The organism is Sphaerimonospora thailandensis, from assembly GCF_016863115.1.
Taxonomy (GTDB): domain Bacteria; phylum Actinomycetota; class Actinomycetes; order Streptosporangiales; family Streptosporangiaceae; genus Sphaerimonospora; species Sphaerimonospora cavernae.
On the sequence record NZ_BOOG01000009.1, the window covers coordinates 90,158 to 112,573 of the forward strand.

Genomic DNA, 22,416 nt, shown 5'->3' on the forward strand with positions numbered 1-22,416 from the left:
GCCCACATCAATCGAATCGTGAGCATCCAGATGGATCCCGTTCTCCGGCCATCTTCCGGTCGTCGTACGGCTCCGCCTCCGCTGACCGGCGAACCGCCGCGAACTCACGAGGGCCGGCGACGTGAGGCCCCTGGCCAACAGACGCCGACCAGGCGGGATAATCGACCACATGCGACTTTCCGCCCGCGTCGACTACGCCCTCCGTGCCGCCGCCGAACTCGCCGCCGCGGGTGAGGGGCCCACAACGGTCGGCGAGCTGGCCAAGGGACAGGACATGCCCCCCAAGTACCTGGAGAACATCCTGCTGCAGATGCGCCGGGCCGGCCTGGTCCGTGGCCAGCGCGGCCCCGAGGGGGGCTATGTCCTGGCTCGGCCGGCCGCCCAGATCTCACTCGCCGACGTGATCAGGGCCGTGGACGGACCCCTGGCCAACGTCCGGGGCGAGCGTCCGGAACACGTCGGCTACCAGGGCGCCGCCCAGGCCCTGCAGCAGGTGTGGATCGCACTGCGCGCCAGCGAGCGCGCGATCCTCGAGGAGGTCACCCTGGAGCACCTCGCCACGGGCGACCTGCCCGCCCGGGTGACCGAGCTCGCCTCCGATCCCGCGGCATGGAACTCACACCCGCCGGCCTGACCGTAGGGCCATGCCCGAAGGCGACGCCGTCTATCGAACCGCGAAGCGGCTCAGGGAGGCCCTCGACGGCCGGATCCTGACCCGATCCGATTTCCGGGTGCCCCGCCACGCGACCGCCGACCTGCGCGGCCGTACGGTGCTCACGACGGTCTCACGCGGCAAGCATCTGCTGACGCGCGTGTCGGGCGGCCTCACCGTGCACACGCACCTGCGGATGGACGGAAGCTGGCGGGTGACTCCGGCGAGGCACCCGGGATCCGGCGTGCGCCCGGTCCCGGGCGGCGACGTCGTGCGGCTCGTGCTCGCCAACGAGCGATGGCAGGCCACCGGGATAAAGCTGGGCATGGTGAACCTCGTGGCCACAGATCATGAGAACCGGGTCGTCGGGCATCTCGGGCCGGACCTGCTCGGCCCGGACTGGGACGCGGCGCTCGCCGCGCGAAACCTGAGCGGGCGTCCCGAGCGCGGCATCGGGGAAGCGCTGCTGGATCAGCGGAACCTGGCGGGGATGGGCACGATCTGGCGGGCCGAGACGCTGTTCGTCGCGCGTCTTTCGCCCTGGCGGACGGTCGGGTCGATCCCCGCGGACGAACTGGAGGCACTGGCCGGGCTCGCGCACGACCTCATGGACGCGAGCAGGGACGCACCGCTGCCGGTCACGACGGGTGATCTCCGGCCCGCCAGGAACATGTTCGTGTACGGCAGGGCGGGCCGCCCCTGCCGCCGCTGCGGGGCCCTGGTCCGCCGCAGCGAGGTGCCGTCGGCCGCGAGCCGGGGGACCGAGCCGTACGAACGGCTGGTCTTCTGGTGCCCGGCGTGCCAGCCGGGGTGACCTTCTCGCCGCGGTCAGGCGGCGACCATGTCCTTGACCTCGGGGCTGTAACCGTGGAAGTCCTCGCCGAACTCGGGGGCGGGGATGCCGCCGGGCACGGTCTCGGGGATCGCCAGCCGCTCACGCTCCGGCACGTCGGCCAGAACCGGGGCGGCCTGCAGCTCGGCCAGCGCGAACTGGTCGGAGACCTCGCGCAGCACCTGCGACAGGGGCACGCCCAAGGCTCCGCAGATCGAGGCGAGCAGCTCCGAGGAGGCCTCCTTCTGGCCACGTTCGACCTCGGACAGGTACCCGAGCGAGACGCGCGCCAGCGTGGAGACTTCGCGAAGAGTGCGATTCTGGCGCACCCGCAACCGTCGCAGCACGTCGCCCAGCAGCTGACGCAGCAGAATCATCTGTCGCTCCCTCCCGGAGGGGGGCGCCTTCACGACGCCTCGCGCGGTGGGCCCATGTCGCCCCTTCTTCGAATGTCCTTCGTGCATGCTCCTCGCCGTCACCGTTGGTTCGCTCGGCCCTTTCGCCGGGCGCGTGCCTGACTTGCTCCTCGCCGATGGCTCACGGACCTCACTCACAGTTCCACCGTACCTGTAGAGGGCAACACCGCGGCAGACCGTGGTGAGCATGTTCGCTGGTGACGTAACGCGGTAATCACCCCGAATGTTCCCCCAAATTTGCCTCCAGCACACCTCTCAGCAGGCTTAAGGCCTCTCGGCACGTCCCCTGCCTGATCTGGTCCCTGCCCCCGTCGAGCATGATGTCACGGTGCCAGACGCGTTTTCCGGGACCGGACAGCGCGATGTGGACCGTGCCCACCGGCCTGCCGTCCTGCGGATCGGGGCCGGCCACTCCGGTGACCGCGAGGCCGTAGTCCGACTTCGTGCGCTCGCGCACCCCCTCGGCCATGGCCGCCGCGACGTCCGGATGCACCGCGCCCTCCCGGGAGAGCAGTTCGGACGGCACGCCGAGCAGTGCGGCCTTGAGGTCGGTCGCGTAGGCCACCACGCCACCGCGGAAAGCAGCCGACGCTCCCGCCGGCGCGGTGAGCGCCACTCCGATCAGACCTCCGGTCAGCGACTCCGCCGCCGAAACCGTGGCGCCTCGGCCGATCAGCAGCGCCAGGATGTTCGCCGCCGCGTCTATCTGGCCGTCCGTCGGGCTGTCCATCGACATGTCCCCGGGCGTGTCCTCTGCCGTATCCTCCGCCACATCGCCCATCAGCATGCCCTCCCAGGCCTCTCAGGCCCTCCTCCTGTGCCCTCGGTGCGCCTTACCGCACCCGTGCCTTACTGGGCCCGTGCCCTGGTCGCCACCTGCCGCAGCCGGATCGCCCGCACCACGTAGTCGAGACCGGTTCCGACTGTGACGATCAGGGCAAGACCGATGGCCGCCCACCTGACCAGGCCGGGCACGCCCGGCACGATGTAGAGCGCGATGGCGACGATCTGCAGGACGGTCTTGACCTTGCCCCCGTAGCTCGCCGGGATCACGCCGTGCCGGATGACCAGGAACCGCAGCAGCGTGACTCCCGCCTCCCTGCCGAGGATCACTCCGGTCACCCACCAGGGGATCTCATCGAGGAAGGACAGACTCACCAGTGCCGCACCGATCAGCGCTTTGTCCGCGATCGGGTCGGCGATCTTGCCGAAATCGGTGATCAGCGCGTACTTCCGGGCCAGCCAGCCGTCGAGCTGATCGGTGAACGACGCGAGCAGGAAGACCCCGAGCGCAGCGAGCCGCCAGGTGGGCCCCTCCAGGAACAGGAAGACCGTGAACACCGGGACGATCACCAGTCGTCCGACGGTCAGCGCGTTGGCGATGTTCCAGGTGCTCACCCGCCGCGTCGACGCGGACGACGCGGTCGACACAGACGGCGCGGGCGGTGCGGGCTGCGGGACGGGTGGCGGCTCGCTGCGCTCCGTCATGGGCCTGCCTTGATCCGGGCGATCAGGTCGGCCCCTTCGGAGTCGACGGCGACTGCCTGGACGATCTGGCCGGGAACCAGTCCGATCCCCCGGACGGTGACCGACCCGTCCACCTCGGGACCCTGATGCGCCGCGCGGCCCTCGTAGCCCCCGTCCCCCAGGTCCTCCTCGATCAGGACCGCGATGTCGGTGCCGATGCGCTCCTCCGCGCGCTGGGAGGTCAGCTCCTCGGCCAGCTCGCTCAGCTCGGCCACCCGTTCGTCGATCACGTCCTGGTCGAGCTTGCCGTCGAAGGAGAACGCCTCGGTGCCCTCCTCGTCGGAGTAGCCGAAGACACCGATCACATCGAGCCTGGCCTCCTCGAGGAAACCCACCAGCGTGTCGAAGTCATGCCGGCTCTCGCCGGGGAAGCCCACGATGAAGTTCGACCGGACGCCCGCCTCCGGCGCGCGCTCGCGGATCCGCGCCAGCAGGTCCAGGAACCGCTCCGGGTCGCCGAACCGGCGCATCCGCCGCAGCAGGGGGCCACTGGCGTGCTGGAAGGACAGGTCGAAGTACGGCGCGACGCCTTCGGTTCCGGCGATCACGTCGAGCAGACCGGGCCGCAACTCGGCGGGCTGCAGGTAGTTGACCCGGACCCGCTCGATGCCTTCGGTCGCGGCGATCCGCGGCAGCAGCTTCTCCAGCGCGCGCAGATCGCCCAGGTCCTTGCCGTACGAGGTCGAGTTCTCGCTGACGAGCACGAGCTCCGTGACGCCCTGCCCGGCCAGCCATCGCGCCTCGGCGAGCAGGTCCTCCGGCGGCCGCGAGACATAGGATCCGCGGAACGCGGGGATCGCGCAGAACGTGCAGCGGCGGTCGCATCCGGAGGCGAGTTTCATCGAGGCGACCGGGCCGCCGCTCAGCCGCTTCCTGAGCGTCCTCGGGCCACTCGCCGGCGCCACACCGTCCGGCAGGCTCTGGTCGGCCCGGTTCTGGTCGGCCCGGTTCTCGTCGGACGGGGCGCCGTGGCCCGGGATGTGCGCGCCGGAGGCGGCGGCCGCGCGGGCGACCGGCGTGATCGGCAGCAACGTCCGCCGGTCGCGCGGCGAGTGCGGCTTGAGCGCCTTGCCCGCCAGCACGTCGTCGAGCCGCTCCCCGATCTCGGTGTAGTCGTCGAAGGAGATCACGGCGGCCTCGGGCAGCGCCTCTGCGAGCTGCTCGCCGTACCGCTCGGCCAGGCAGCCCGCCGCGACCACTTTGGCACCGGTGTCGGCCGCCGCGAGCAGGGTGTCGATCGAGTCCTTCTTCGCTGAATCGATGAAGCCACAGGTGTTGACGACGACGACGTCGGGATCGTCGTCCCCCAGGCGCCATCCGGCCGCGTCGAGCCGCGCGGCCAGCTCCTCGGAGTCGACCTCGTTGCGGGCGCAGCCCAGCGTGATCAGCGATACGGTTCGGCGAGCAGAAGACATGATGAAACTACGGTATCGGCAGTTGGCCCTCAGCGGGCACGCGGGCCACCCGCCTCGAAGGTGCGGTGCACCGTCTGACCATCCTTACCCAGGCTACCGACGTCCTTGCCGTTCACCTCCAGCCGGACGGCTCCCGCGTCGCCGACCGTCACCCGCATCCGGCCCTTGGCGGTCCAGGTCGTCGCCTTGCCCTCCGACAGCGTGCCCTGGAAGACCTTGTGGCCCTGGCCGTCCCTGACGTTGATCCACGTCGGCTTCTTCGCCACGGCCTTGAGGGTGACGACGCCCTGCGCCTGCGCGGGCTTTCCGGGCTCGTGGACCTGGTGGGGCCCCGCGTTCGGCACGGCGATGGGCAGCTGCGCCGTGGTCTCCCCCGCCTTGCCTCCGGAGCCGCTCAGCAGCCGAACGACGGCGAACACCACGACGAGGGCCAGGGCGACCACCGCGGCCATGGTCCAGTTCGAGGCGTGACGCGACCGGTTCCTGACGAGGTCCTCTCCCCGGAACACGGCGGAGGCCCGGACCGGGGACCGTGAGCCGGTGTGAAGCTCGTCGTACTGCCGGACCAGGTCCTCCGCTTCCAACCTCAGGCAGGTCGCGAGGGCCCTGATGTGGCCGCGCGCGTAGAAGTCGCCGCCACACACTGAGAAGTCATCCCGTTCGATGCCCTCGATGACACTCTCGCGGATGCGCGTGCGTTCGCTGAGCTGAGCCACGGTCAGGTCTGCCCGCTGTCGCGCTTCCGACAATGCAGCGCCAACGCTCATAGGTCGCCCCCTTGCCCGAGCTGCCGCTCGTCCTACATTGCGTAGTTAGTCCCATTCAACCAGTAGTCTGCTACGCAACGTGCTCGGAGGTCTACCCAAGGTTATTCAATCTCCGCGGAGATCCGCCAGTAGGCCGGGCAGGTCGTCCGGCTTGACCAGGACTTCCCGCGCCTTGGAGCCCTCGCTGGGGCCCACGACGTTACGGCTTTCCAGCAGGTCCATCAGCCGACCGGCCTTCGCGAAGCCGACCCGCAACTTGCGCTGGAGCATCGACGTCGAACCGAACTGGGTCGAGACGACCAGTTCGGCCGCCTGGATCAGCAGGTCGAGGTCATCGCCGATCTCCTCGTCGATCTCCCTCTTGGCCGTCGCGGGCGCGGCCACATCCTCGCGGTACTCGGCCTGCATCTGGGTCTTGCAGTGGGCGACGACGTCCGCGATCTCCTTTTCGGAGACGAACGCGTTCTGCAGCCGCATGGGCTTGCTGGCGCCCATGGGCAGGAACAGCGCGTCACCCTGCCCGACCAGTTTCTCGGCCCCCGGCTGGTCGAGGATGACCCTCGAGTCGGCCAGCGACGAGGTGGCGAACGCCAGCCGGGAGGGTACGTTGGCCTTGATCAGACCGGTGACGACGTCCACCGACGGCCGCTGCGTCGCGATGACGAGGTGGATGCCCGCGGCCCGGGCGAGCTGGGTGATGCGGACGATCGAGTCCTCGACGTCGCGTGGGGCGACCATCATCAGGTCGGCGAGCTCGTCGACGATCACCAGTAGATACGGGTAGGGCTGGTACACCCGCTCGCTGCCGGGCGGCGGCACCAGCTTCCCCGCCTTGACGGCCTTGTTGAAGTCGTCGATGTGACGGAAGTTGTTGGCGGCCAGATCGTCGTAGCGGCGGTCCATCTCGCCGACCACCCATTCGAGGGCCTCGGCGGCCTTCTTCGGGTTCGTAATGATCGGTGTGATGAGGTGGGGGATGCCCTCGTAGGTGTTGAGCTCGACGCGTTTGGGGTCGACGAGCACCATCCGCACCTCGTCCGGCGTCGCCCGCATCAGGATCGAGGTGATCAGGCCGTTGATGCAGGTGGACTTGCCGGCCCCGGTGGCACCCGCGATGAGGATGTGCGGCATCTTGGCCAGGTTGGCCACGATCGTCCGGCCCTCGACATCCTTGCCCAGCCCCACGATCATCGGATGGTGGTCACCCTGGGCCACCTCGGAACGCAGCACGTCGCCGAGGGAGACCAGGTCCTTGTCGACGTTGGGGATCTCCACCCCGATCGCCGACTTGCCGGGAATCGGGGACAGGATCCGGACGTCCGCCGATTTGACGGCATACGCGATGTTCTTGGTGAGCGCCGTGACCTTCTCGACCTTGACCGCCGGGCCCAGCTCGATCTCGTACCGGGTGACGGTGGGACCACGGGTGAAACCGACGACCTGCGCATCAATGCCGAACTGCTCCAGCACGCTGGTCAGCGCGTTCACCACGGTCCGGTTGGCCTTGGTCTCCGGCTTGGGTGCGGTGCCCTGGTGCAGCGACTGCAGATCCGGCAGGACGTACGGCCCGCCCTGCGTCGACAGCATGAGTTGCTCGACCTTGCGCGGCGCCGGAGTCGGCAGCGGCGGCTGGAGCGGCTGCCCGCCCTGCCCGTCCTGTCCTGGCTGTCCTGGCTGTCCCGAGCGCACCCTCCGCGCCTCGGCTTCCGCGGCACCGGCCTCGTCCACCAGACCGGGCACGATCTCCGGAGAGTGCTCCTTCAGCACCGGCGTGTCGTACGGCTTGGCGCCGCCGGCTTCACCGTCGCCCGGCTGGTCGCCTTCGCCCGCCTTCTTGCGCGAACGTTTCCTGGACGCGCCGGGCTTGGACTCGCCCGGTCCGGGCCGGGCGGCCGACTCCGGCCGCTCCCCCGGCCGCCCCTCCGGCCGGTGGAAGAGCATGTGCTGGATCTCGGCCAGCCGTTCGGGGATGCGGTGGACCGGGGTCGCCGTGATCACCAGCAGGCCGAACCCCGACAACATCATGAGCAACGGGATCGTGATGAACGGGGGCAGAATGCTCGACGGCGGGGCCGACACGATGAAGCCCAGCATGCCGCCGGCCTCCGACACGTGCCCCATGCCGTCGTTCGGCCCGCCGGACGGGTACGGCGTGCCGTGCGCCACGTGGACGATCCCGAGGATGCCGGCGAGCAGCGCGGCCCACCCGATGCCCATCCGCCCGGTCTCGGCGTTCTGGTCGGGGTGGCGCAGCAGCCGCCAGGCGAGCAGGGCCAACAGCACCGGAACCGCCCAGCCCAGCGCGCCGACCATGCCGCGTACCACCGCGTCCGTCACCGCGGCCGCTCCGGTCTTGGTGTCCCGCCAGGTCATCGCGGCCACCACGATGGCGGCGGCCAGGACCGCCAGGCCGGCCCCGTCGCGGCGGTGCGCCGGGTCGAGATCGCGGGCCCCCTGCCCGAGTGCCCTGGCCGCCACGCCGAGAGCATTGGCGATCAGCGACCAAAGGCCGAGGACGAGCTTTCCTATGATCAGGAAGACCCAGCTGATCGGATCCTGACCTGCCGCCACCGGCCGCTTCTGCGCCGGTCTCTGGGCGGGTTTGCTCGCGGCCCGGCCACGGGAGGCCGAGCGCTTCGCGGAAGCCGTACGGGACCCGGAGCGCGGCGTCGGGCGCTTGCCGGACCCCTGTCCGGACGTACGGGTGGCCATGATGCCGAAGTTACTCGCAGGGACGGGAGATGTCCGGGAGGCTCGCCGAACCGGCCGGCACGTGCGGCACGGGTTCCGCCATCTCATACCTCCCTGGCCGCGGTCCGCCTCTCGTTGTGGTCCGCTCTCCCATGTCAGGCCCGCAGGCGGCCGTCCACCCGTTGCGGCACGCCAGGGGGGTTGTCATCGCGCAACTCGGGGGGGAGCAGGTCCGCCGGCCAGTCCTGGTAGGCGACCGGGGTCTGCCATCGCCCGATGGCGGCCGCCCCGACCGAGGTGTGCGCCGGGGCCGTCGAGGCGGGCCAGGGGCCGCCGTGATGCATGGCCCGGCACACCGCGACGCCGGTCGGCCAGCCGTTCCAGATCAGGCGGCCCGCCAGGCGTCGCAGCACCGGCACGAGGTCGCGTGCCTCGGTCGGATCGGCCGCGTGCACGGTCGCCGTCAGCGATCCCGGCAGGCGTCGCAAGGTCTCCGGCAGGTCGGCGGGATCACGGTTAGGGCCCGGGACCGGCGTACCGGACAGCGGCCGTCCAAGCGGTGGAGGTGTCAACATGAAGGAGCGCTACATCAGGTTGGTGCTGGAGGGGTGATGCGGGTCATCGTCGCGCCCGACTCGTTCAAGGGCAGTCTGGCGGCCGGTGACGCCGCCCGCGCGCTCGCACGGGGGTGGCTTGCCCGTCGCCCGGCCGACGAGGTGCGTCTGCTCCCCCTCGCCGACGGGGGCGAGGGGGTCGTCGACGCGTTCGCCGCCGCACTGCCCGCAGGCGAACGCAGGACGGTGACGGTGCCCGGCCCGGACGACCGGCCGGTTTCCGCCGCGTGGTTGCTGCTGCCCGACCGGTCGGCCATCCTCGAACTCGCCCAGTCCAGCGGACTGCCGCTCATGCGCCACCTGGATCCGCTCGGTGCTCACACCTATGGGCTCGGCGCGGTCATGCGCGCGGCCCTCGACGCCGGCGCCTCCCGCCTGGTCGTCGGACTGGGCGGGTCGGCCTCGACCGACGGCGGCACGGGCGCTCTGCGCGCGCTGGGCCTACGGCTGGTCGACGACCGCGGGCGTGATCTACAGCTCGGCGGCGCGGCGCTGGCCGAGCTGGCCCACATCGACACCGGTGACCTGCTCCCCCCGCCGCCCGGCGGAACGCGGTTGCTGGTCGATGTGACGGCACCGCTGCTCGGGCCGGCCGGAGCCGCGGCGACGTATGGCCCGCAGAAGGGCGCGCAGCCGGGCGATGTCGATCTGCTGGACCGGGCGCTGCGACGGCTCGCGGAGGTGGCCGGCGGCGACCCAGGCCAGCCGGGGGCCGGTGCCGCCGGGGGCGCCTCCTATGGCCTGGCCACCCTGTGGGGCGCCCGGATGATGCCAGGCGCTCGGACGATCGCCGCCCTGGTCGGGTTGCCGGACGCGCTCGCCGACGCCGATGTCGTCATCACCGGTGAGGGATGTTTCGACGAGACCTCGCTGACCGGCAAGGTCGTCGGCTCACTGCTCGACCAGGCCCGGGAGGCCGCGGTGCGGGTCGGCGTCGTCGCCGGCCGACTGGCAGGTCCGGTGCCCGGTTCGGTGTCGGAGGCGGTCTCGCTGGCCGACCTCGCGGGGTCGGCCACCGCCGCGCTGAACGACCCGGCGAGATGGCTGGTCGAGGCCGGTGGCGTGATGGCGCAGCGGCTGAGCCGCGGCTGAACTCCGGTAACTCCTGCTTACCCATTTGGGCCCTGCCTGCCGTACCAGTCTCGGCCGGGGACTCACTTCGGTATCCGGGCGTCCAGGGAGTCCTTCGCGCACGGCATCCACGTCACGGTGCTGACCGGTGCGGCCATTCTGCTCTGTCTGGCGGTCGCCGCCCTGTTCGCACTGCGCGGCGTGCCCAAGGTGATCCCCGAGCACGACCTGGACGAGTCGGCGGAAACGGAAGCGGAGCCCTCCCGGGTCGGCTGACTGACCTGGGAAAGCCCGCAGCCATGCATCCCGCGGGGCTACGAAGCGCCCCCGCGTCCATCAGCCAGGCGGCCGACTCTTCCGCCTGGCTGATGACGTCTCCCGGGTAGCCGTACCGGGCCTGGTGCTTCGGCGAACTCGTCCTCTTCGTCGAACACCAGGCGGCCGTGTCATACTTCGACGACCACCGGGATGATCATCGGGCGACGGCGATAGGTGTCGCTGACCCAGCGCCCGACCGTACGGCGGATCGTGCGGCGGATCTGCATGGCGTCGGCCACCCCCGCCGCGGCGACCTCCTGCAGCGCGCTCTCGATCTGCGGGATGACCGCGTCGAACGCGTCGGGGTCGATACCCGAGCCGCGTGCGGTGATCTCCGGCCCCCCCGAGAGCTTCCCCGTGGTGGAGTCCACGACCACGGCGATGGAGATGAACCCCTCGTCGCCGAGAATGCGCCGGTCCTTCAGCGCCACGTCGGTGATGTCGCCGACCGAGGTGCCGTCCACGAAGACGTAGCCGCATGCCACCGCGCCGACGATCCGCGCCTGGCCGTCGACCAGATCCACGACGACGCCGTCCTCGGCGATCACGACGTTCTCGTCCGGGACCCCCGTCAGGCCGGCGAGCTTCGCGTGCGCCCGCAGGTGCCGCCACTCGCCATGGATCGGCATGAAGTTGGACGGCTTGGTCAGGTTCAGCACGTACAGCAACTCACCGGCGGCGGCGTGACCCGATACGTGCACGCGGGCGTTGCCCTTGTGCACCACACGGGCGCCCCATCGGTTGAGGCCGTTGATGACCTTGTTCACCGCGGTTTCGTTGCCCGGGACGAGCGAGGACGCGAGCAGGATCGTGTCGCCCGCCGCGATCCTGATCGGGTGATCACGGTTGGCCATCCGCGACAGCGCGGCCATCGGCTCGCCCTGGGAGCCGGTGCAGATCAGCACCACGTCCTCCGGCGGCCACTCCTCGATCTCACGGGAGTCCACCAGCAGGCCACCCGGGACCTTCAGATAGCCGAGCTCGCGGGCCACCCCCATGTTGCGGACCATCGACCTGCCGATCAGGGCCACCTTGCGCCCGTGTTTCTCGGCGGCGTCCATGATCTGCTGGACTCTGTGGATGTGCGAGGCGAAGCTGGCTACGATGATCCGTTTGTCCGCGGTGCGGAACACGTCGTCGATGACCGGGGCGATCTCCCGCTCGCTGGTGACGAAACCCGGCACCTCGGAGTTGGTGGAGTCCGACATCAGCAGGTCGACGCCCTCGGATCCCAGCCGGGCGAACGCCCCGAGGTCGGTCAGCCGCCCGTCCAGCGGAAGCTGGTCCATCTTGAAGTCGCCGGTGTGCAGCACGATCCCGGCCGGGGTGCGGATGGCCACGGCCAGGGCGTCGGGGATCGAGTGGTTCACTGAGATGAACTCACACTCGAACGGGCCGAACGCACGGCGCTCGTTCTCGACGACCTCGACCTTGACCGGCTGCATCCGGTGCTCGGAGAGCTTGCTCTCGATCAGTCCGAGCGTGAGCCGCGACCCGACCAGCGGGATGTCCGGGCGCTCCCGCAGCAGGTACGGCACGGCGCCGATGTGGTCCTCGTGGGCATGCGTGAGCACGAGAGCCTCGATGTCGTGCAGGCGGCCCCGGATGTAGTCGAAATCGGGCAGGATGAGATCGACTCCCGGCTGGTCCGGATCGGGGAACAGCACCCCGCAGTCGACGACGAGCAGCCGCCCGTCGAACTCGAAGACCGCCATGTTGCGGCCGATCTCGCCCAGGCCGCCCAGCGGAACGATGCGCAGACCGTTCTCCGGCAGCGGCGGTGGCGGCCCGAGTTCGGGATGCGGATGGCTCATGCGAGCTCCTCCCCCGTCCTCCGCCGATCAGCGCCGCTGTTCCATGTGTTTCGCTCGCTCATTCGTCTCCATATGTTTAGCTGTCTGCAAGCTTGACGCCGCCCGCGACGAGGTCCGTACGCAACATCGCGACCTGCTCCTCCGTGGCATCGACGAGCGGGAGCCGTACATGACCGCCTTCCTGGCCGACCAGTTTCAACGCGGCCTTCGCCATGATCGCGCCCTGGGTCCGCGTCATGATCCCCGCGACCACGGGCAGCACGCGGCGGTGCGTCTCAAGGGCGCCCGCGACGTCCCCGGACCGGTAAAACTCGATCATGGAGGCGAGCTGTGCGCCGATCACATGTCCGGCCACGCTGACGAACCCGGCGGCGCCGACCGACAGCCACGGCAGGTTGAGCAGGTCGTCCCCTGAGTAGAACACGAGATCGGTGGCCATCATTACCTGGGATCCGCCGAACAGGTCGCCCTTGGCGTCCTTCACCGCGACGATGCGCGGGTGCTGCGCGAGCCGTAGCAGGGTCGCCGTCTCGATGGGGATACCGCTCCGGCCAGGAATGTCGTAAAGCATCACCGGCAGGCCAGTCGCGTCGGCGACGGCGGTGAAGTGCTGGAACACGCCCTCTTGAGGAGGCTTGTTGTAGTAGGGGGTGACCACCAGCAGCCCGTGCGCCCCCGCACGCTCCGCGGCCTTGGCGAGCTCGACGCTGTGGTGGGTGTCGTTGCTCCCGGCACCGGCGAGCACGCAGGCACGGTCGCCCACGGCCTCGATGACCGCACGGAGGATGCGGTCTTTCTCCTCGCCCGTAGTGGTCGGGGACTCCCCGGTGGTGCCACTGATCACGAGGCCGTCGTGGCGCTGCTCGTCGACGAGATATGCGGCGATCCGCTGGACGCCCTCGTAATCGACGGCGCCGTCAGAGGTGAACGGCGTGACCATCGCGGTCAGCATGCGACCGAAGGGGGCGTCGGAAGTTCCGGTTGGCGATGCCATAGACCGAACGCTACCCGGATCCCGGCGGGTGTAGGACCCCGCCACCCCGTTATGCCCCGTGTCGCCGGGACTGCACACCGTTCGTCACGGCGTTTCCGCCCGGGCTAGCAGTCGCCGCGGGTCCGAAAGAGGCCGCCGATATGTGCTCGGGGGTACACACATCAGCGGCCTCTAACCCATCCATCGGCGTGTCTTACGCCCGCGTTACACGCTCCTGCCGAAAATTTCCACCGATCCGCCGCCGGGCAGCCGACGCCTCACCGAGCCTCGCCGAGGAGGAGCCGGTTCCACAGGACTTCCATGCGTACCGAGATGAGCCGCTCGGTCTCGTGGACGTCCAACCGTTCCGGTCCCCGGATCGTGCGGCGGATGAACACCAGGCCACCGGAGTGGCACAGCTCGTAGATCGTCGCCTTGCATTCACAGGTGTGCCGGCGAACCCGCACTCGGTCACTGCGGGCGGCGGGCTTCAGCCAGTTGATCTTCTGATGGCCCATCTGGACCGGGGCCACATGTATACCGTGATACGGCGGCGGAAGGGGAATTTCAGGACCTGACTGCTTAGCGAGAGATTGGCCCATTCGCTGACCTTTCTACGGGCAAAGTTGGAGTCACAGGTTTGTTCCGTTACTCTGAGTTGCTCTTCGGATACGCCAAGATTGGGGAGCTTTAGTCAGCCCCTCAGGGAATGGATTCATGGCCAGCTCTGATCCGGTCTACCTGCGCGTAGTCGAGGACATTCGCCGCCAGATCATCGACGGCACGCTCCCGCCGGGGGCGCCGATCCCGTCTCGCCACCAGATCACCAGGAAATACAGCGTCGGAGAGACCGCCGCCCGCCACGCCCTCCGCGTACTCGTCGGGGAGGGTCTGATCATCGGCAGGGTGGGATCGGGGCATCGGGTGCGGGAGAAACCCATCCTGCTCCCCCTGCAGCGCGGCCGCGCGCCCGACCCCCAGTCCGCGTTCACGATGGACATGCAGGCCTGCGGACGACTGCCGACGTTGCACTGGCGAAGCGAGCTCGCCGAGGCACCCCAGGAGATCGCGCAGCGTCTGCGGCTCGAAGACTGCGGCCCGGTCATCAGGGTGAGCTTCGTCTTTCGCGGCGACGGCCGTCCGATGCAGCTCCTCACCTCCTATGAGGTGATCGAGTTCGGCCAGAGCCAGGCGCCCGAAGACGGCATGGGCGAGCGCAGAAGCATGCTCTCCCGGCTGGCCGCCGCGGGCACCCCTGTCACGGAGATCAGCGAGAACGTCCACGTCCGGGTGCCTCAGCCGACGGAGATCGACCTGCTGGAGCTGCCCGCCGGCGTTCAGGTCCTGCACGTCGAGAGGACCACCTGGACCGGGGACCGCCCGGTGGAGACCAGCGACATCGTGATCCCCGGCGACAGGTTCCGACTCTCGTACGGGATTCCCGTCCACGCCTGACTGTCGGTCGCCGCTGGTAGAACCGTTCCGGATTCCCCATCCGGAGGTGCCGATGCGCGTCAAGGACCTGCCCCTGGCCGACCGGCCTCGCGAGCGGCTGATGACAGCCGGCGCGGCGGCACTCGCGGACAGGGAGTTGCTCGCCCTGCTGCTCGGCTCGGGCAGCAGGGGCGTCAGCGCCGTCGAACTCGCCTCCCAGCTCATCGCGTACTGCGGCGACCTCGGTGAACTCGCCCGTTCCGACCCCCACCGGCTGCTCGCCGTGCCGGGCGTCGGCCCCGCCAAGGCGGCGCGCGTCGCCGCCGCCTTCCAGCTCGTCCGGCGGGCCCGGGCCGAGCCTGAGCGCGTCCGCATCACCTGCTCGGCGGACATCGCCGCGGCGGCCGCTCCCATGCTCCACGGGAACCCCAAAGAGCGACTGGTCGCCGTGATCTGCGATCCACGCGGCGCGGTCATCCGCCGCACCGTCATCAGCGAAGGTGGGAGCGACCACACCTCCGCGCCCGTTCGCGACATCATCACCACCGTCCTCACCTCCGGCGGAGCCGCTTTCGGCCTCGCCCACAACCACCCCAGCGGCTCGCTCGATCCCAGCTACGCCGACCTCGAGGTCACCGCCCGCCTCCACGAGGCCGCCGACACCGTCGGCCTCCGATTCCTCGACCACGTGATCGTCACCGACACCGCCTGGCGCCGGGTTCCGTTCCCGCCTCTGGAGAACGCTTGATTGCAGGGTACGTCTAGTTGTATCGCTCCGTCTACTCGGAAAAGTACTCGCCTAACGGTCATATTCGTACGGAAGGCCTCGTTACGGTTCATCTATCGTGCGGGTGTGCTCGACCACGATGGGGATACTCACCTGTACGTCCAGATCGCCGAGATCATCCGGCAGCAGATTCTGGACGGGGATCTGACACCTGGTCACGCGGTTCCGAGTGAGGCCGCGATCCAGAGCCGGTTCGGCGTCGCACGCACGACGGCCCGCCGCGCATTTCACATGCTTCGCGAAGAAGGGCTCATCTATACCGTTCAGGGCGAGGGCACCTTCGTCGGCCAACCCGAGATGCCCAGGGAAGAGCGCAAGATCTCGTTGTATCGAAAGATCGCCAACGATCTGGTCGACCGGGTACGCCGTGGGGATCTGCAACCGCGGCGCCCGATTCCAAGCGAGACCGCGCTCGTGCAGGAGTACAAGGTGGCGCGAGAAACGGCGCGCAAGGCGATCACGTTCCTGCGCGAACAGGGATGGGTCTATACCGTCCCGCAGCGGGGCAGTTACGTATCGCCAGAGGAGCAGTGGCCGGGAGACTGATCTGTTTCCTCGTCTGGTCGTCACTAGACGACTACTGTAGGTCCATGCTCGATCGTGATGGACCAGTGCCCATCTACAAGCAGATCGCCGAGATCATCCGTGCTCAGATCGAGCACGGGGACTTCGTTCCCGGAGATCCATTACCAAGTGAGGCCGAACTGGAGGCCGAGTACGGCATCGCCCGACTCACGGCACGGCAGGTGGCCCGCGAACTGAGGGAGCAGGGCCTCGCCCACACGATCCGCGGCGAAGGCACGTTCGTCGGCGACGGAACGGTCCGTCGAATCCGTCGCAAGGCTGCCCTCTTTGAGGAGATCGGCAAGGAGATCGCCGACCGCATTCGGCGAGGGGAACTCAAACCTGGCCGGCCCATTCCCAGCGAGAAGACGCTGATGCAACAGTACGGGGTAGCCAAAGCCACCGTCCGGCACGCTGTCGTGTTCCTTCGTGAGCATGGGTGGGTGTGCACCGTGTCCTACCGAGGAACGTACGTGTCCCCTCCCGAGAGTTGGCCCAGCGACTGAGCCGCATCCTGCCGGCACCTCCAAGGAGACGGACGGCCATACAGACGCCGGCGCGTCTACTCTTCACCGGAGAACCTCTCCCAGGCCGATTGACGGGTCATACCGAGGGCTGCGCCGATCCTGGCCCAGGTGACACCGCGGCCGCGCAGTCGACCGACCAAGATCCGCAGGTTCGCGTCGACCTGCGCGCCGACGGCGGCGACGCGGGGCATGAGTTCGAGGATCTGCTCGTCGGTCATGCTGTCCGGCCAGGAGACCTCGGGGTTCGCCGTGGCCTCGGAGGTCAGGTTGAGCACGTCGTTGCAGAGCCCGACGCACTCGTTGCAGATGTAGACGCCCGGACCGGCGATGACCTTGGCCACGGCCGTCTTGGGCTTCGCGCAGAAAGAGCAGTGGATCTCCTGCTCGGCAAGAGAAGGGGCCGGCATCGCATCCTCCGATCGGCATGTATGTCAGGTCAATCCTGACATCTGTCGACGAACCTAGCCCGTCAAGGCGAGCCTGACAAGAATTGAACGCTACGAGATCAAGGTTTCACCCTCCGCGATCATTCACGGACACGTATTCTCACCCGCATGCCGATTACAGAGGAGCGCATCGACGCCATCGAGCGCGACAACGCCGAGATCAAGCGCGACCTCCGTGAGGTCAAGAGCCACGTCCGTGAAGTCAGGTCCCAGCAGACCCTGCAGACCCAGGTGCTGACGAGATACCTCGAGGACATTACCGAACTCCGGACAGGGCAGGACGAGCTCCGCACCAACTACCAAGAACTACGCAAAGGACAGGACGAGCTCCGCAGCAACTACCAAGAACTACGCAAGGGGCAGGACGAACTCCGCACCAACTACCAAGAACTACGCACGATGGTCGAGCGCAACACCGAGACTCTGGCGGAGTTCCGATCCGCATTCAACATCGTGCTCGACGAGCTCCAGGCCCAGAAGGCATGGCGTGAGGAGTTCTCCAGCAAGGTCGCCTGGTTGATGGCCAAGGCAGAAGGCGTCACGAACTAGGGCCCTGCGGCGGAGAGCGCACGGACCTTCGCTCGTTCCATCAAGGTGACTCTCGAAAATCGACGGCGTTCGTACGGCACCGCGCCTTCTTACGGCATCGCGTTTCCCACCGCGCCGGGAGTCACCTGACAAGACCATCAGTTGATCAGAGCGAGGGCTCGGTCGGACAAGCCCGCGGGGCCACACCGACACCGCGTCGTACCGTCACGACATTCAAGGCCTGCGGCCGGCTTGCGTGGCGGCCACGCACACGAGCACGGCGAGGGCTGCCGCGACGGTGGCCACGCCGAACCGCTCGCCCAGCAGCAACCAGGCCCACACGAGCGTGAGCAGCGGCTGCGCGAGCTGGAGTTGCCCGGCACGGGCGATGCCTCCCATCGCCAGCCCGGCATACCACGGGATGAACCCCAAGAACATGGACACCAGACCGACGTAGGCGAACCCGGCGAGCGAGACCCCGGTCGGCTCTGGATGAGTGGACACCGCCAGCAGGGCCGTCACCGGCACCGTGATCGGCGCCGCCAGGACCAGAGCGTACGAGATGACCTGCCAGCCCGGTGTCTCCCGAGCCAGCCGCCCGCCCTCTGTGTAGCCGACGGCCGCCGACAGCAGCGCGAGCACCAGCAGCAGGTCCGCCATCGCGAAGTGCCCGCCGCCCCGGGTGAGCGTGAACACGGTGACGGACAGCGCCCCTGCCGCGCACGCGATCCAGAAGAGCGGCCGGGGCCGCTCCCCCGCCCGCAGTACGGCACAGGCGGCGGTCGCGGCGGGAAGCAGGCCGGTGACGACCGCGGCGTGGGCCGCGCTCGCGCCGCCGTCCAAGGCCAACCCGCTGAACAGCGGAAACCCGAGAACCACGCCGAGCACGATCAGCACGTACGGCGCCAGCCGATCCCGAGGCGGCAGCAGCGGCAGGCCTGCGGCCCTGAGACAGATGAGTGCGGGGACCGCCGCCACGGCGGCCCGTCCGATCGCGACCAGATAGGGGTCGAACCCGCGCATCGCGAAGATCGTCGCCGGAAACGATCCGGAGAACGAGACCGCTCCGGCCGCGGCGAGGAGACTGCCCCGCCACGCCGCCTTCCGGTCCGTTCGCCCCGGTCTCCGTGAGGCCCCGCCGGACTGCTGCGCTATCGGGACAGATGGGGTAGCGCTACTGTTATTTCTCATGAGTGACGATAGCAGTATCGTCCGGCTCGCCGCCATACTCCGGGACGAGGCGGACCGGTCCCGCCCCGGCGACCGCTTGCCGTCGAGCAGGGAGTTGATGCGCCGGTACGGCGTCAGCCCGATCACCGTGTCCCGGGCGATCGCGTGGCTCGCCGCCGAAGGCCGGGTGGTGAGCCGGCCCGGCAGCGGCGTGTTCGTCGCCCCCGTCCGCGGGCCCGCGGCGGAGGCACCCGATCACTCCTGGCAGACGGTCGCCCTCGGGGACCGTGTCGTGGACGATGCCGCCGTCGCGTCCCTGCTCGCCCATCCCTCCGACGGAGTCATCCCACTGACCGGCGGCTACCTCCACCCGGAACTGCGGCCGGTGCGCGCGCTCACCGCCGCCGCGGCGCGAGCCGTACGGCGCGCCGACGCCTGGGATGTGCCGCCGCTGAACGGCCTGGCCAGTCTGCGCAGGTGGTTCGCCGGCGAGGCGGGCGGCGCGGTGACGGGCGACGACGTGCTCGTGGTCAGCGGCGGTCAATCCGCGCTGGCACACGCGTTCCGCGCGCTCGCGGCACCCGGCGCGCCGGTGCTGGTGGAGACCCCCACCTATCCGGGAGCGCTCGCGGCGGCCAAGGCGGCGGGCCTGCGGGCGACAGCCGTGCCGATCGACCAGGACGGGGTGCGGCCAGACCTGCTGGCGGAGGCCTTCGCCGTCACCGGAAGCCGCGTCTTCTACTGCCAGCCGACCCTGCACAACCCGACGGGGGCGACGCTGAGCCTGGAGCGCCGGGAGCAGGTGCTGGCCGTCGCGCGGGCGGCGGGTGCGTTCGTGATCGAGGACGATTACGCCAGATATCTGACCGCAGGCCCGATCCCGCCTCCGATGGTGGCACTGGACGCCCATGGCACGGTCGTCCACATCCTGTCACTGAGCAAGATCTCCTCACCCAGCCTGCGGGTGGCTGGACTGGTCGCGCGTGGGCCGGCGGCGCGGCGATTGCGCGCCGGCCAGGTGGTGGAGTCGTTCTTCGTCTCGCGGCCGCTACAGGAGACGGCGCTGGAGTTGGTCGGCTCGCCCGCCTGGCGGCGCCATGTCAGCGTGATCCGACAGGAGATCACGGCCCGTCAGGCAGCCCTCCTCACCGGCCTGGCCCGGCACGCCCCCGAGGCGACCGTCCATCTCGTCCCCCACGGTGGTCTGCACGTCTGGGTGCGGCTGCCTGCTGGTGCGGATGAGGCGGCGGTGGTCGAGGCCGCGCAACTCAACGGGATCCTGGTCAGCCCGGGCCGCATCTACCATCCGGCCGAGCCGCCCGGCCCCCGGCTGCGGCTGACGCACACCGCCGCCGCGAGTCTCGCCGAACTCGACGCGGGTATCCGCCGCCTCGCACCCGCCCTGCGGACGGGGCCGAACGCCGGCACCGGCGAGTGAAGGCGTTGATTATTCGACCCCGCCGACTGCCGTACAGTGGTCACCAGGGGTGATCGACCATGACTGGCCCGGCGGAGTTGCTCCGCGACTTCGTGAACACCTACGACGTGGAGGATGACGCCGACGATCTGGCGTCCCCTGCCGAGCTGTCGGTGTGGCTGCGCGAACGAGAGTTGATCGCAGATGGAGACCGCGCCGCCGACGAAGACATGATCATGGCCACCCGGCTACGGGAAGGGCTGCGGCGCGCACTGCGACACAACAACCACGTCGCCGAGCCGTACGACCTGCCGGAGGACCTGGAGACGACGCTGACGGCGCTTCCGGTACGGATCGCACTGGCCGGGGGGACGCCCGCGCTGGAGCCGACGTGCTCCGGGGTGGCGGGCGGACTCGCGCGGATCGCGGCGTTGATCCCGGCGGCCCACGCCGAAGGGACCTGGCGACGGCTCAAGGTGTGCGCGGAAAGCACCTGCCAGTGGGCGTTCATCGACTCGTCCAAGAACCGGTCGCGTTCCTGGTGCTCGATGCGGGTTTGCGGAAACCGCACCAAAACGAGGGCATATCGGGCACGACGCCGGGCGGAAGGTTCGCCTAGGCCGTCCTGACCAGTACGGTGTTACAGGTACAGAAAGGAGCCGGATCAATGGGTGTACGACCTGCCCGTCTCGAAGACGTCGACGCGGTGACGAGCACCCAGATCCGGGCGTGGAAGTGCGCCTACCGCGACTTCCTGCCTCCCGGCCCGCTTGAGCAGATGACCGGGCCCGCGGCGGAGAAGATGTGGCGTCGCCAGTGGGACGAGGCGATCCTGTCGCCACCCACCCCACGACACCGGGTGCTGGTCGCGGTCGAGCGCGTGGTGCCGGACACGGACGCCTTCACCGCCCTCGGACCCGGTGGAGTCCTGGCCACCGCGGCGCAGCGGGCGTCCGATCGGGTCGTCGGCCTGGCCTCGCACGGACCGGCCGAGGACCCGGATCTGCGCCCGGGCACGACCGCGGAACTGCTGACACTGCTCATCGACCCCAACCACATCCGGCGTGGCCACGGCAGCCGCCTGCTCAACGCGACCGTCGACTTCCTCCGTGAGGACGGCTATGACACGGTCGTGACGTGGGTGTTCGCCGACAACCACGCGATGCTCGGCTTCCTGGAGTCGGCGGGATGGGGCGAGGACGAGGCCGAGCGGGTGCTGGACATGGGCCGCCCCATTCGGATGATCCGCCTCGGCACCGACATCCGCTGACACATCGCCCGTGCCGTTTCCACGCCCGCCTGGGTTCTTCGGTCGGCCGTGCCGTATCGCTTCCCCTGACCGTCGCCTGCTCCGCGTGCCCCGACCCTAATGTCAGTGTGCACCGAAGGGATGGCCCGACTTGCGTTGCCCTCGTCGCGTGGCTTTACAGTAAGAAAAGGGAGATGAAGTGGCCACCCCAGCTCAGTGGTTGGCGGGCGCACGCCCTCGAACGCTGCCCGCCGCCGTCGTCCCGGTCGCCGTCGGCACCGGTGCCGCGATCGCCGAAGACGGCGCGATCTGGTGGCGCGCCCTGGTGGCGTTGTTCGTCGCGCTGGCCCTGCAGGTCGGGGTGAACTACGCCAACGACTACAGCGACGGCATACGCGGCACCGACACTGATCGGGTGGGCCCGATGCGCCTCGTGGGCTCCGGCGCGGCCACCCCCAGATCTGTGCTGGCCGCCGCCCTTTTGTGCTTCCTCGCGGCCGCCGTCGCCGGCCTCACACTCGTGATGGCGACCGGGGCGTGGTGGCTGCTGCTCGTCGGACTGGCCGCGATCCTGGCCGCCTGGTTCTACACCGGCGGCTCCCGCCCGTACGGCTACCGGGCCCTCGGCGAGATCTCAGTCTTCGTGTTCTTCGGCCTCGTGGCGGTGGCCGGAACGACGTACGTCCAGGTCGAGCGCCTCGACTGGCTGTCACTGGCCGCCTCCGTTCCGGTCGGCCTCCTGGCCTGCGCGCTCCTCGTGGTGAACAACCTCCGGGATATCGCAACCGACGGGACATCGGGGAAGCGGACCCTCGCCGTCGTGCTGGGCGACACCCGGACGCGAGCGCTCTACACGGCGGGCCTGATCCTTCCGTTCGTGATCGCGCTCTCCCTGGTGCCGATACGGCACTTCGCCGTACTCACCCTGGTCGCGCTCCCCCTCGTTGTCGCGCCGATACGAACAGTCCGATCAGGGGCGACCGGACCGTCCCTCATCGCCACGCTCCAGCAGACCGGGCGCCTGCAACTCGCCTTCGGCGTCCTCTTCACGCTCGGCCTGGCTCTCTGACACCCACCGGTACGGCTGCCGCCCCTCCCCCTGCGGCAGCCGTACCATGGACGCTCGTCAGCCCCTCGCCGTCCCGGCGGAACCAGAGGCCAGTTGCTTGAGGAGCACCATCACCTCGTCGAAGCGCGCGTCCAT

General features: G+C 69.4%; 25 protein-coding genes. 13 read left to right on the plus strand and 12 right to left on the minus strand.

Going from position 1 to position 22,416, the window contains the following annotated elements; genetic code table 11:
- Positions 1 to 169: 169 nt before the first annotated feature.
- Both Mth01_RS04730 and Mth01_RS04735 read left to right on the plus strand, forming a co-directional pair.
- The gene (locus tag Mth01_RS04730; RefSeq protein WP_204011813.1) at positions 170 to 634 is read left to right on the plus strand and encodes an RrF2 family transcriptional regulator; all 465 of its coding nucleotides are present in this window, start codon (positions 170 to 172) and stop codon (positions 632 to 634) included.
- A 10-nt stretch (positions 635 to 644) separates the two neighbouring features.
- Entirely contained in the window at positions 645 to 1,466 is an 822-nt protein-coding gene (locus tag Mth01_RS04735; protein WP_204011816.1) for an Fpg/Nei family DNA glycosylase, read from the plus strand.
- Positions 1,467 to 1,480: 14 nt separating this feature from the next.
- Here Mth01_RS04735 and Mth01_RS04740 read toward each other — a convergent pair whose 3' ends face one another.
- The 7 genes from Mth01_RS04740 to Mth01_RS30345 form a co-directional block, all read right to left on the minus strand.
- Positions 1,481 to 1,861 (minus strand): helix-turn-helix domain-containing protein, encoded by a 381-nt coding sequence (locus Mth01_RS04740; RefSeq protein ID WP_239089359.1) that lies wholly within the window; start codon positions 1,859 to 1,861, stop codon positions 1,481 to 1,483.
- A gap of 253 nt (positions 1,862 to 2,114) precedes the next feature.
- The gene (locus Mth01_RS04745; protein ID WP_239089360.1) at positions 2,115 to 2,630 is read right to left on the minus strand and encodes a CinA family protein; all 516 of its coding nucleotides are present in this window, start codon (positions 2,628 to 2,630) and stop codon (positions 2,115 to 2,117) included.
- Between the two features lie 119 nt (positions 2,631 to 2,749).
- A complete protein-coding gene (gene pgsA / locus Mth01_RS04750) occupies positions 2,750 to 3,388 on the minus strand; it encodes a CDP-diacylglycerol--glycerol-3-phosphate 3-phosphatidyltransferase (protein ID WP_204011819.1) in 639 nt (212 codons plus the stop codon).
- Positions 3,385 to 4,842 (minus strand): 30S ribosomal protein S12 methylthiotransferase RimO, encoded by a 1,458-nt coding sequence (gene rimO / locus Mth01_RS04755; protein WP_204011829.1) that lies wholly within the window; start codon positions 4,840 to 4,842, stop codon positions 3,385 to 3,387. The genes pgsA and rimO overlap by 4 nt, the downstream gene beginning before the upstream one ends.
- A 29-nt stretch (positions 4,843 to 4,871) precedes the next feature.
- Positions 4,872 to 5,609, minus strand: coding sequence for a helix-turn-helix domain-containing protein (locus Mth01_RS04760; protein ID WP_204011830.1), 738 nt, complete (start codon positions 5,607 to 5,609; stop codon positions 4,872 to 4,874).
- Between the two features lie 105 nt (positions 5,610 to 5,714).
- Positions 5,715 to 8,321 carry a DNA translocase FtsK gene (locus Mth01_RS04765; RefSeq protein WP_204011832.1) on the minus strand — a complete coding sequence of 869 codons (2,607 nt, stop codon included), beginning with the start codon at positions 8,319 to 8,321 and terminating at the stop codon, positions 5,715 to 5,717.
- Between the two features lie 134 nt (positions 8,322 to 8,455).
- Complete coding sequence (locus Mth01_RS30345) at positions 8,456 to 8,875, minus strand: aldehyde dehydrogenase family protein (protein ID WP_407695920.1); 420 nt, start codon at positions 8,873 to 8,875, stop codon at positions 8,456 to 8,458.
- Between the two features lie 36 nt (positions 8,876 to 8,911).
- Between Mth01_RS30345 and Mth01_RS04775 the strand changes: the two genes are divergently transcribed.
- Both Mth01_RS04775 and Mth01_RS04780 read left to right on the plus strand, forming a co-directional pair.
- Positions 8,912 to 10,006 carry a glycerate kinase gene (locus tag Mth01_RS04775; protein WP_204011834.1) on the plus strand — a complete coding sequence of 365 codons (1,095 nt, stop codon included), beginning with the start codon at positions 8,912 to 8,914 and terminating at the stop codon, positions 10,004 to 10,006.
- A gap of 117 nt (positions 10,007 to 10,123) precedes the next feature.
- Positions 10,124 to 10,261 carry a hypothetical protein gene (locus tag Mth01_RS04780; RefSeq protein WP_204011837.1) on the plus strand — a complete coding sequence of 46 codons (138 nt, stop codon included), beginning with the start codon at positions 10,124 to 10,126 and terminating at the stop codon, positions 10,259 to 10,261.
- A 170-nt stretch (positions 10,262 to 10,431) separates the two neighbouring features.
- On the opposite strand, the gene Mth01_RS04785 is transcribed toward Mth01_RS04780, so the two are convergent.
- The 3 genes from Mth01_RS04785 to Mth01_RS04795 form a co-directional block, all read right to left on the minus strand.
- Positions 10,432 to 12,117: a ribonuclease J gene (locus tag Mth01_RS04785; protein ID WP_204011839.1), complete on the minus strand. Its 1,686-nt coding sequence runs from the start codon at positions 12,115 to 12,117 to the stop codon at positions 10,432 to 10,434.
- 76 nt (positions 12,118 to 12,193) lie between these two features.
- Positions 12,194 to 13,111: a 4-hydroxy-tetrahydrodipicolinate synthase gene (dapA, locus tag Mth01_RS04790; protein ID WP_204011841.1), complete on the minus strand. Its 918-nt coding sequence runs from the start codon at positions 13,109 to 13,111 to the stop codon at positions 12,194 to 12,196.
- 257 nt (positions 13,112 to 13,368) lie between these two features.
- On the minus strand, positions 13,369 to 13,623 hold the full coding sequence (locus tag Mth01_RS04795) for a hypothetical protein (RefSeq protein WP_239089361.1): 255 nt from the start codon (positions 13,621 to 13,623) through the stop codon (positions 13,369 to 13,371).
- 184 nt (positions 13,624 to 13,807) lie between these two features.
- Between Mth01_RS04795 and Mth01_RS04800 the strand changes: the two genes are divergently transcribed.
- The 4 genes from Mth01_RS04800 (at position 13,808) to Mth01_RS04815 (ending at position 16,381) form a co-directional block, all read left to right on the plus strand.
- On the plus strand, positions 13,808 to 14,545 hold the full coding sequence (locus tag Mth01_RS04800) for a GntR family transcriptional regulator (RefSeq protein ID WP_204011846.1): 738 nt from the start codon (positions 13,808 to 13,810) through the stop codon (positions 14,543 to 14,545).
- A gap of 52 nt (positions 14,546 to 14,597) precedes the next feature.
- Positions 14,598 to 15,272 carry a JAB domain-containing protein gene (locus Mth01_RS04805; RefSeq protein ID WP_204011848.1) on the plus strand — a complete coding sequence of 225 codons (675 nt, stop codon included), beginning with the start codon at positions 14,598 to 14,600 and terminating at the stop codon, positions 15,270 to 15,272.
- Between the two features lie 105 nt (positions 15,273 to 15,377).
- On the plus strand, positions 15,378 to 15,857 hold the full coding sequence (locus Mth01_RS04810) for a GntR family transcriptional regulator (RefSeq protein ID WP_204011850.1): 480 nt from the start codon (positions 15,378 to 15,380) through the stop codon (positions 15,855 to 15,857).
- 44 nt (positions 15,858 to 15,901) lie between these two features.
- Positions 15,902 to 16,381, plus strand: a complete 480-nt coding sequence (locus Mth01_RS04815) for a GntR family transcriptional regulator (protein ID WP_204011852.1) — start codon at positions 15,902 to 15,904, stop codon at positions 16,379 to 16,381.
- 56 nt (positions 16,382 to 16,437) lie between these two features.
- Here Mth01_RS04815 and Mth01_RS04820 read toward each other — a convergent pair whose 3' ends face one another.
- Entirely contained in the window at positions 16,438 to 16,809 is a 372-nt protein-coding gene (locus tag Mth01_RS04820) for a ClpX C4-type zinc finger protein (protein WP_204011854.1), read from the minus strand.
- Positions 16,810 to 16,956: 147 nt separating this feature from the next.
- On the opposite strand from Mth01_RS04820, the gene Mth01_RS04825 reads away from it, so the two are divergent.
- The gene (locus Mth01_RS04825; RefSeq protein ID WP_204011856.1) at positions 16,957 to 17,397 is read left to right on the plus strand and encodes a coiled-coil domain-containing protein; all 441 of its coding nucleotides are present in this window, start codon (positions 16,957 to 16,959) and stop codon (positions 17,395 to 17,397) included.
- Positions 17,398 to 17,610: 213 nt separating this feature from the next.
- Here Mth01_RS04825 and Mth01_RS04830 read toward each other — a convergent pair whose 3' ends face one another.
- Complete coding sequence (locus tag Mth01_RS04830; protein WP_204011859.1) at positions 17,611 to 18,567, minus strand: DMT family transporter; 957 nt, start codon at positions 18,565 to 18,567, stop codon at positions 17,611 to 17,613.
- On the opposite strand from Mth01_RS04830, the gene Mth01_RS04835 reads away from it, so the two are divergent.
- The 4 genes from Mth01_RS04835 to Mth01_RS04850 all read left to right on the plus strand — a co-directional run bounded on the left by Mth01_RS04835 (position 18,566) and on the right by Mth01_RS04850 (position 22,281).
- On the plus strand, positions 18,566 to 19,984 hold the full coding sequence (locus tag Mth01_RS04835) for an aminotransferase-like domain-containing protein (protein ID WP_204011860.1): 1,419 nt from the start codon (positions 18,566 to 18,568) through the stop codon (positions 19,982 to 19,984). The two genes, Mth01_RS04830 and Mth01_RS04835, sit on opposite strands and share 2 nt — an antisense overlap.
- A gap of 59 nt (positions 19,985 to 20,043) precedes the next feature.
- Positions 20,044 to 20,592: a CGNR zinc finger domain-containing protein gene (locus Mth01_RS04840; protein WP_204011861.1), complete on the plus strand. Its 549-nt coding sequence runs from the start codon at positions 20,044 to 20,046 to the stop codon at positions 20,590 to 20,592.
- A 38-nt stretch (positions 20,593 to 20,630) separates the two neighbouring features.
- The gene (locus tag Mth01_RS04845) at positions 20,631 to 21,233 is read left to right on the plus strand and encodes a GNAT family N-acetyltransferase (RefSeq protein ID WP_204011862.1); all 603 of its coding nucleotides are present in this window, start codon (positions 20,631 to 20,633) and stop codon (positions 21,231 to 21,233) included.
- Positions 21,234 to 21,411: 178 nt separating this feature from the next.
- Positions 21,412 to 22,281, plus strand: a complete 870-nt coding sequence (locus Mth01_RS04850; protein WP_204011863.1) for a 1,4-dihydroxy-2-naphthoate polyprenyltransferase — start codon at positions 21,412 to 21,414, stop codon at positions 22,279 to 22,281.
- The last annotated feature ends 135 nt before the right edge of the window (positions 22,282 to 22,416 follow it).

Excerpts from the sequence above, each read along its gene's own strand:
- Mth01_RS04730 (WP_204011813.1), top strand. The coding sequence starts at position 170 with ATGCGACTTTCCGCCCGCGTCGACTACGCCCTCCGTGCCGCCGCCGAA.
- Mth01_RS04735 (WP_204011816.1), top strand. The coding sequence starts at position 645 with ATGCCCGAAGGCGACGCCGTCTATCGAACCGCGAAGCGGCTCAGGGAG.
- Mth01_RS04740 (WP_239089359.1), bottom strand. The coding sequence starts at position 1,861 with ATGATTCTGCTGCGTCAGCTGCTGGGCGACGTGCTGCGACGGTTGCGG.
- Mth01_RS04745 (WP_239089360.1), bottom strand. The coding sequence starts at position 2,630 with ATGGACAGCCCGACGGACGGCCAGATAGACGCGGCGGCGAACATCCTG.
- pgsA (WP_204011819.1), bottom strand. The coding sequence starts at position 3,388 with ATGACGGAGCGCAGCGAGCCGCCACCCGTCCCGCAGCCCGCACCGCCC.
- rimO (WP_204011829.1), bottom strand. The coding sequence starts at position 4,842 with ATGTCTTCTGCTCGCCGAACCGTATCGCTGATCACGCTGGGCTGCGCC.
- Mth01_RS04760 (WP_204011830.1), bottom strand. The coding sequence starts at position 5,609 with ATGAGCGTTGGCGCTGCATTGTCGGAAGCGCGACAGCGGGCAGACCTG.
- Mth01_RS04765 (WP_204011832.1), bottom strand. The coding sequence starts at position 8,321 with ATGGCCACCCGTACGTCCGGACAGGGGTCCGGCAAGCGCCCGACGCCG.
- Mth01_RS30345 (WP_407695920.1), bottom strand. The coding sequence starts at position 8,875 with ATGTTGACACCTCCACCGCTTGGACGGCCGCTGTCCGGTACGCCGGTC.
- Mth01_RS04775 (WP_204011834.1), top strand. The coding sequence starts at position 8,912 with ATGCGGGTCATCGTCGCGCCCGACTCGTTCAAGGGCAGTCTGGCGGCC.
- Mth01_RS04785 (WP_204011839.1), bottom strand. The coding sequence starts at position 12,117 with ATGAGCCATCCGCATCCCGAACTCGGGCCGCCACCGCCGCTGCCGGAG.
- dapA (WP_204011841.1), bottom strand. The coding sequence starts at position 13,111 with ATGGCATCGCCAACCGGAACTTCCGACGCCCCCTTCGGTCGCATGCTG.
- Mth01_RS04800 (WP_204011846.1), top strand. The coding sequence starts at position 13,808 with ATGGCCAGCTCTGATCCGGTCTACCTGCGCGTAGTCGAGGACATTCGC.
- Mth01_RS04805 (WP_204011848.1), top strand. The coding sequence starts at position 14,598 with ATGCGCGTCAAGGACCTGCCCCTGGCCGACCGGCCTCGCGAGCGGCTG.
- Mth01_RS04815 (WP_204011852.1), top strand. The coding sequence starts at position 15,902 with ATGCTCGATCGTGATGGACCAGTGCCCATCTACAAGCAGATCGCCGAG.
- Mth01_RS04820 (WP_204011854.1), bottom strand. The coding sequence starts at position 16,809 with ATGCCGGCCCCTTCTCTTGCCGAGCAGGAGATCCACTGCTCTTTCTGC.
- Mth01_RS04825 (WP_204011856.1), top strand. The coding sequence starts at position 16,957 with ATGCCGATTACAGAGGAGCGCATCGACGCCATCGAGCGCGACAACGCC.
- Mth01_RS04835 (WP_204011860.1), top strand. The coding sequence starts at position 18,566 with ATGAGTGACGATAGCAGTATCGTCCGGCTCGCCGCCATACTCCGGGAC.
- Mth01_RS04830 (WP_204011859.1), bottom strand. The coding sequence starts at position 18,567 with ATGAGAAATAACAGTAGCGCTACCCCATCTGTCCCGATAGCGCAGCAG.
- Mth01_RS04840 (WP_204011861.1), top strand. The coding sequence starts at position 20,044 with ATGACTGGCCCGGCGGAGTTGCTCCGCGACTTCGTGAACACCTACGAC.
- Mth01_RS04845 (WP_204011862.1), top strand. The coding sequence starts at position 20,631 with ATGGGTGTACGACCTGCCCGTCTCGAAGACGTCGACGCGGTGACGAGC.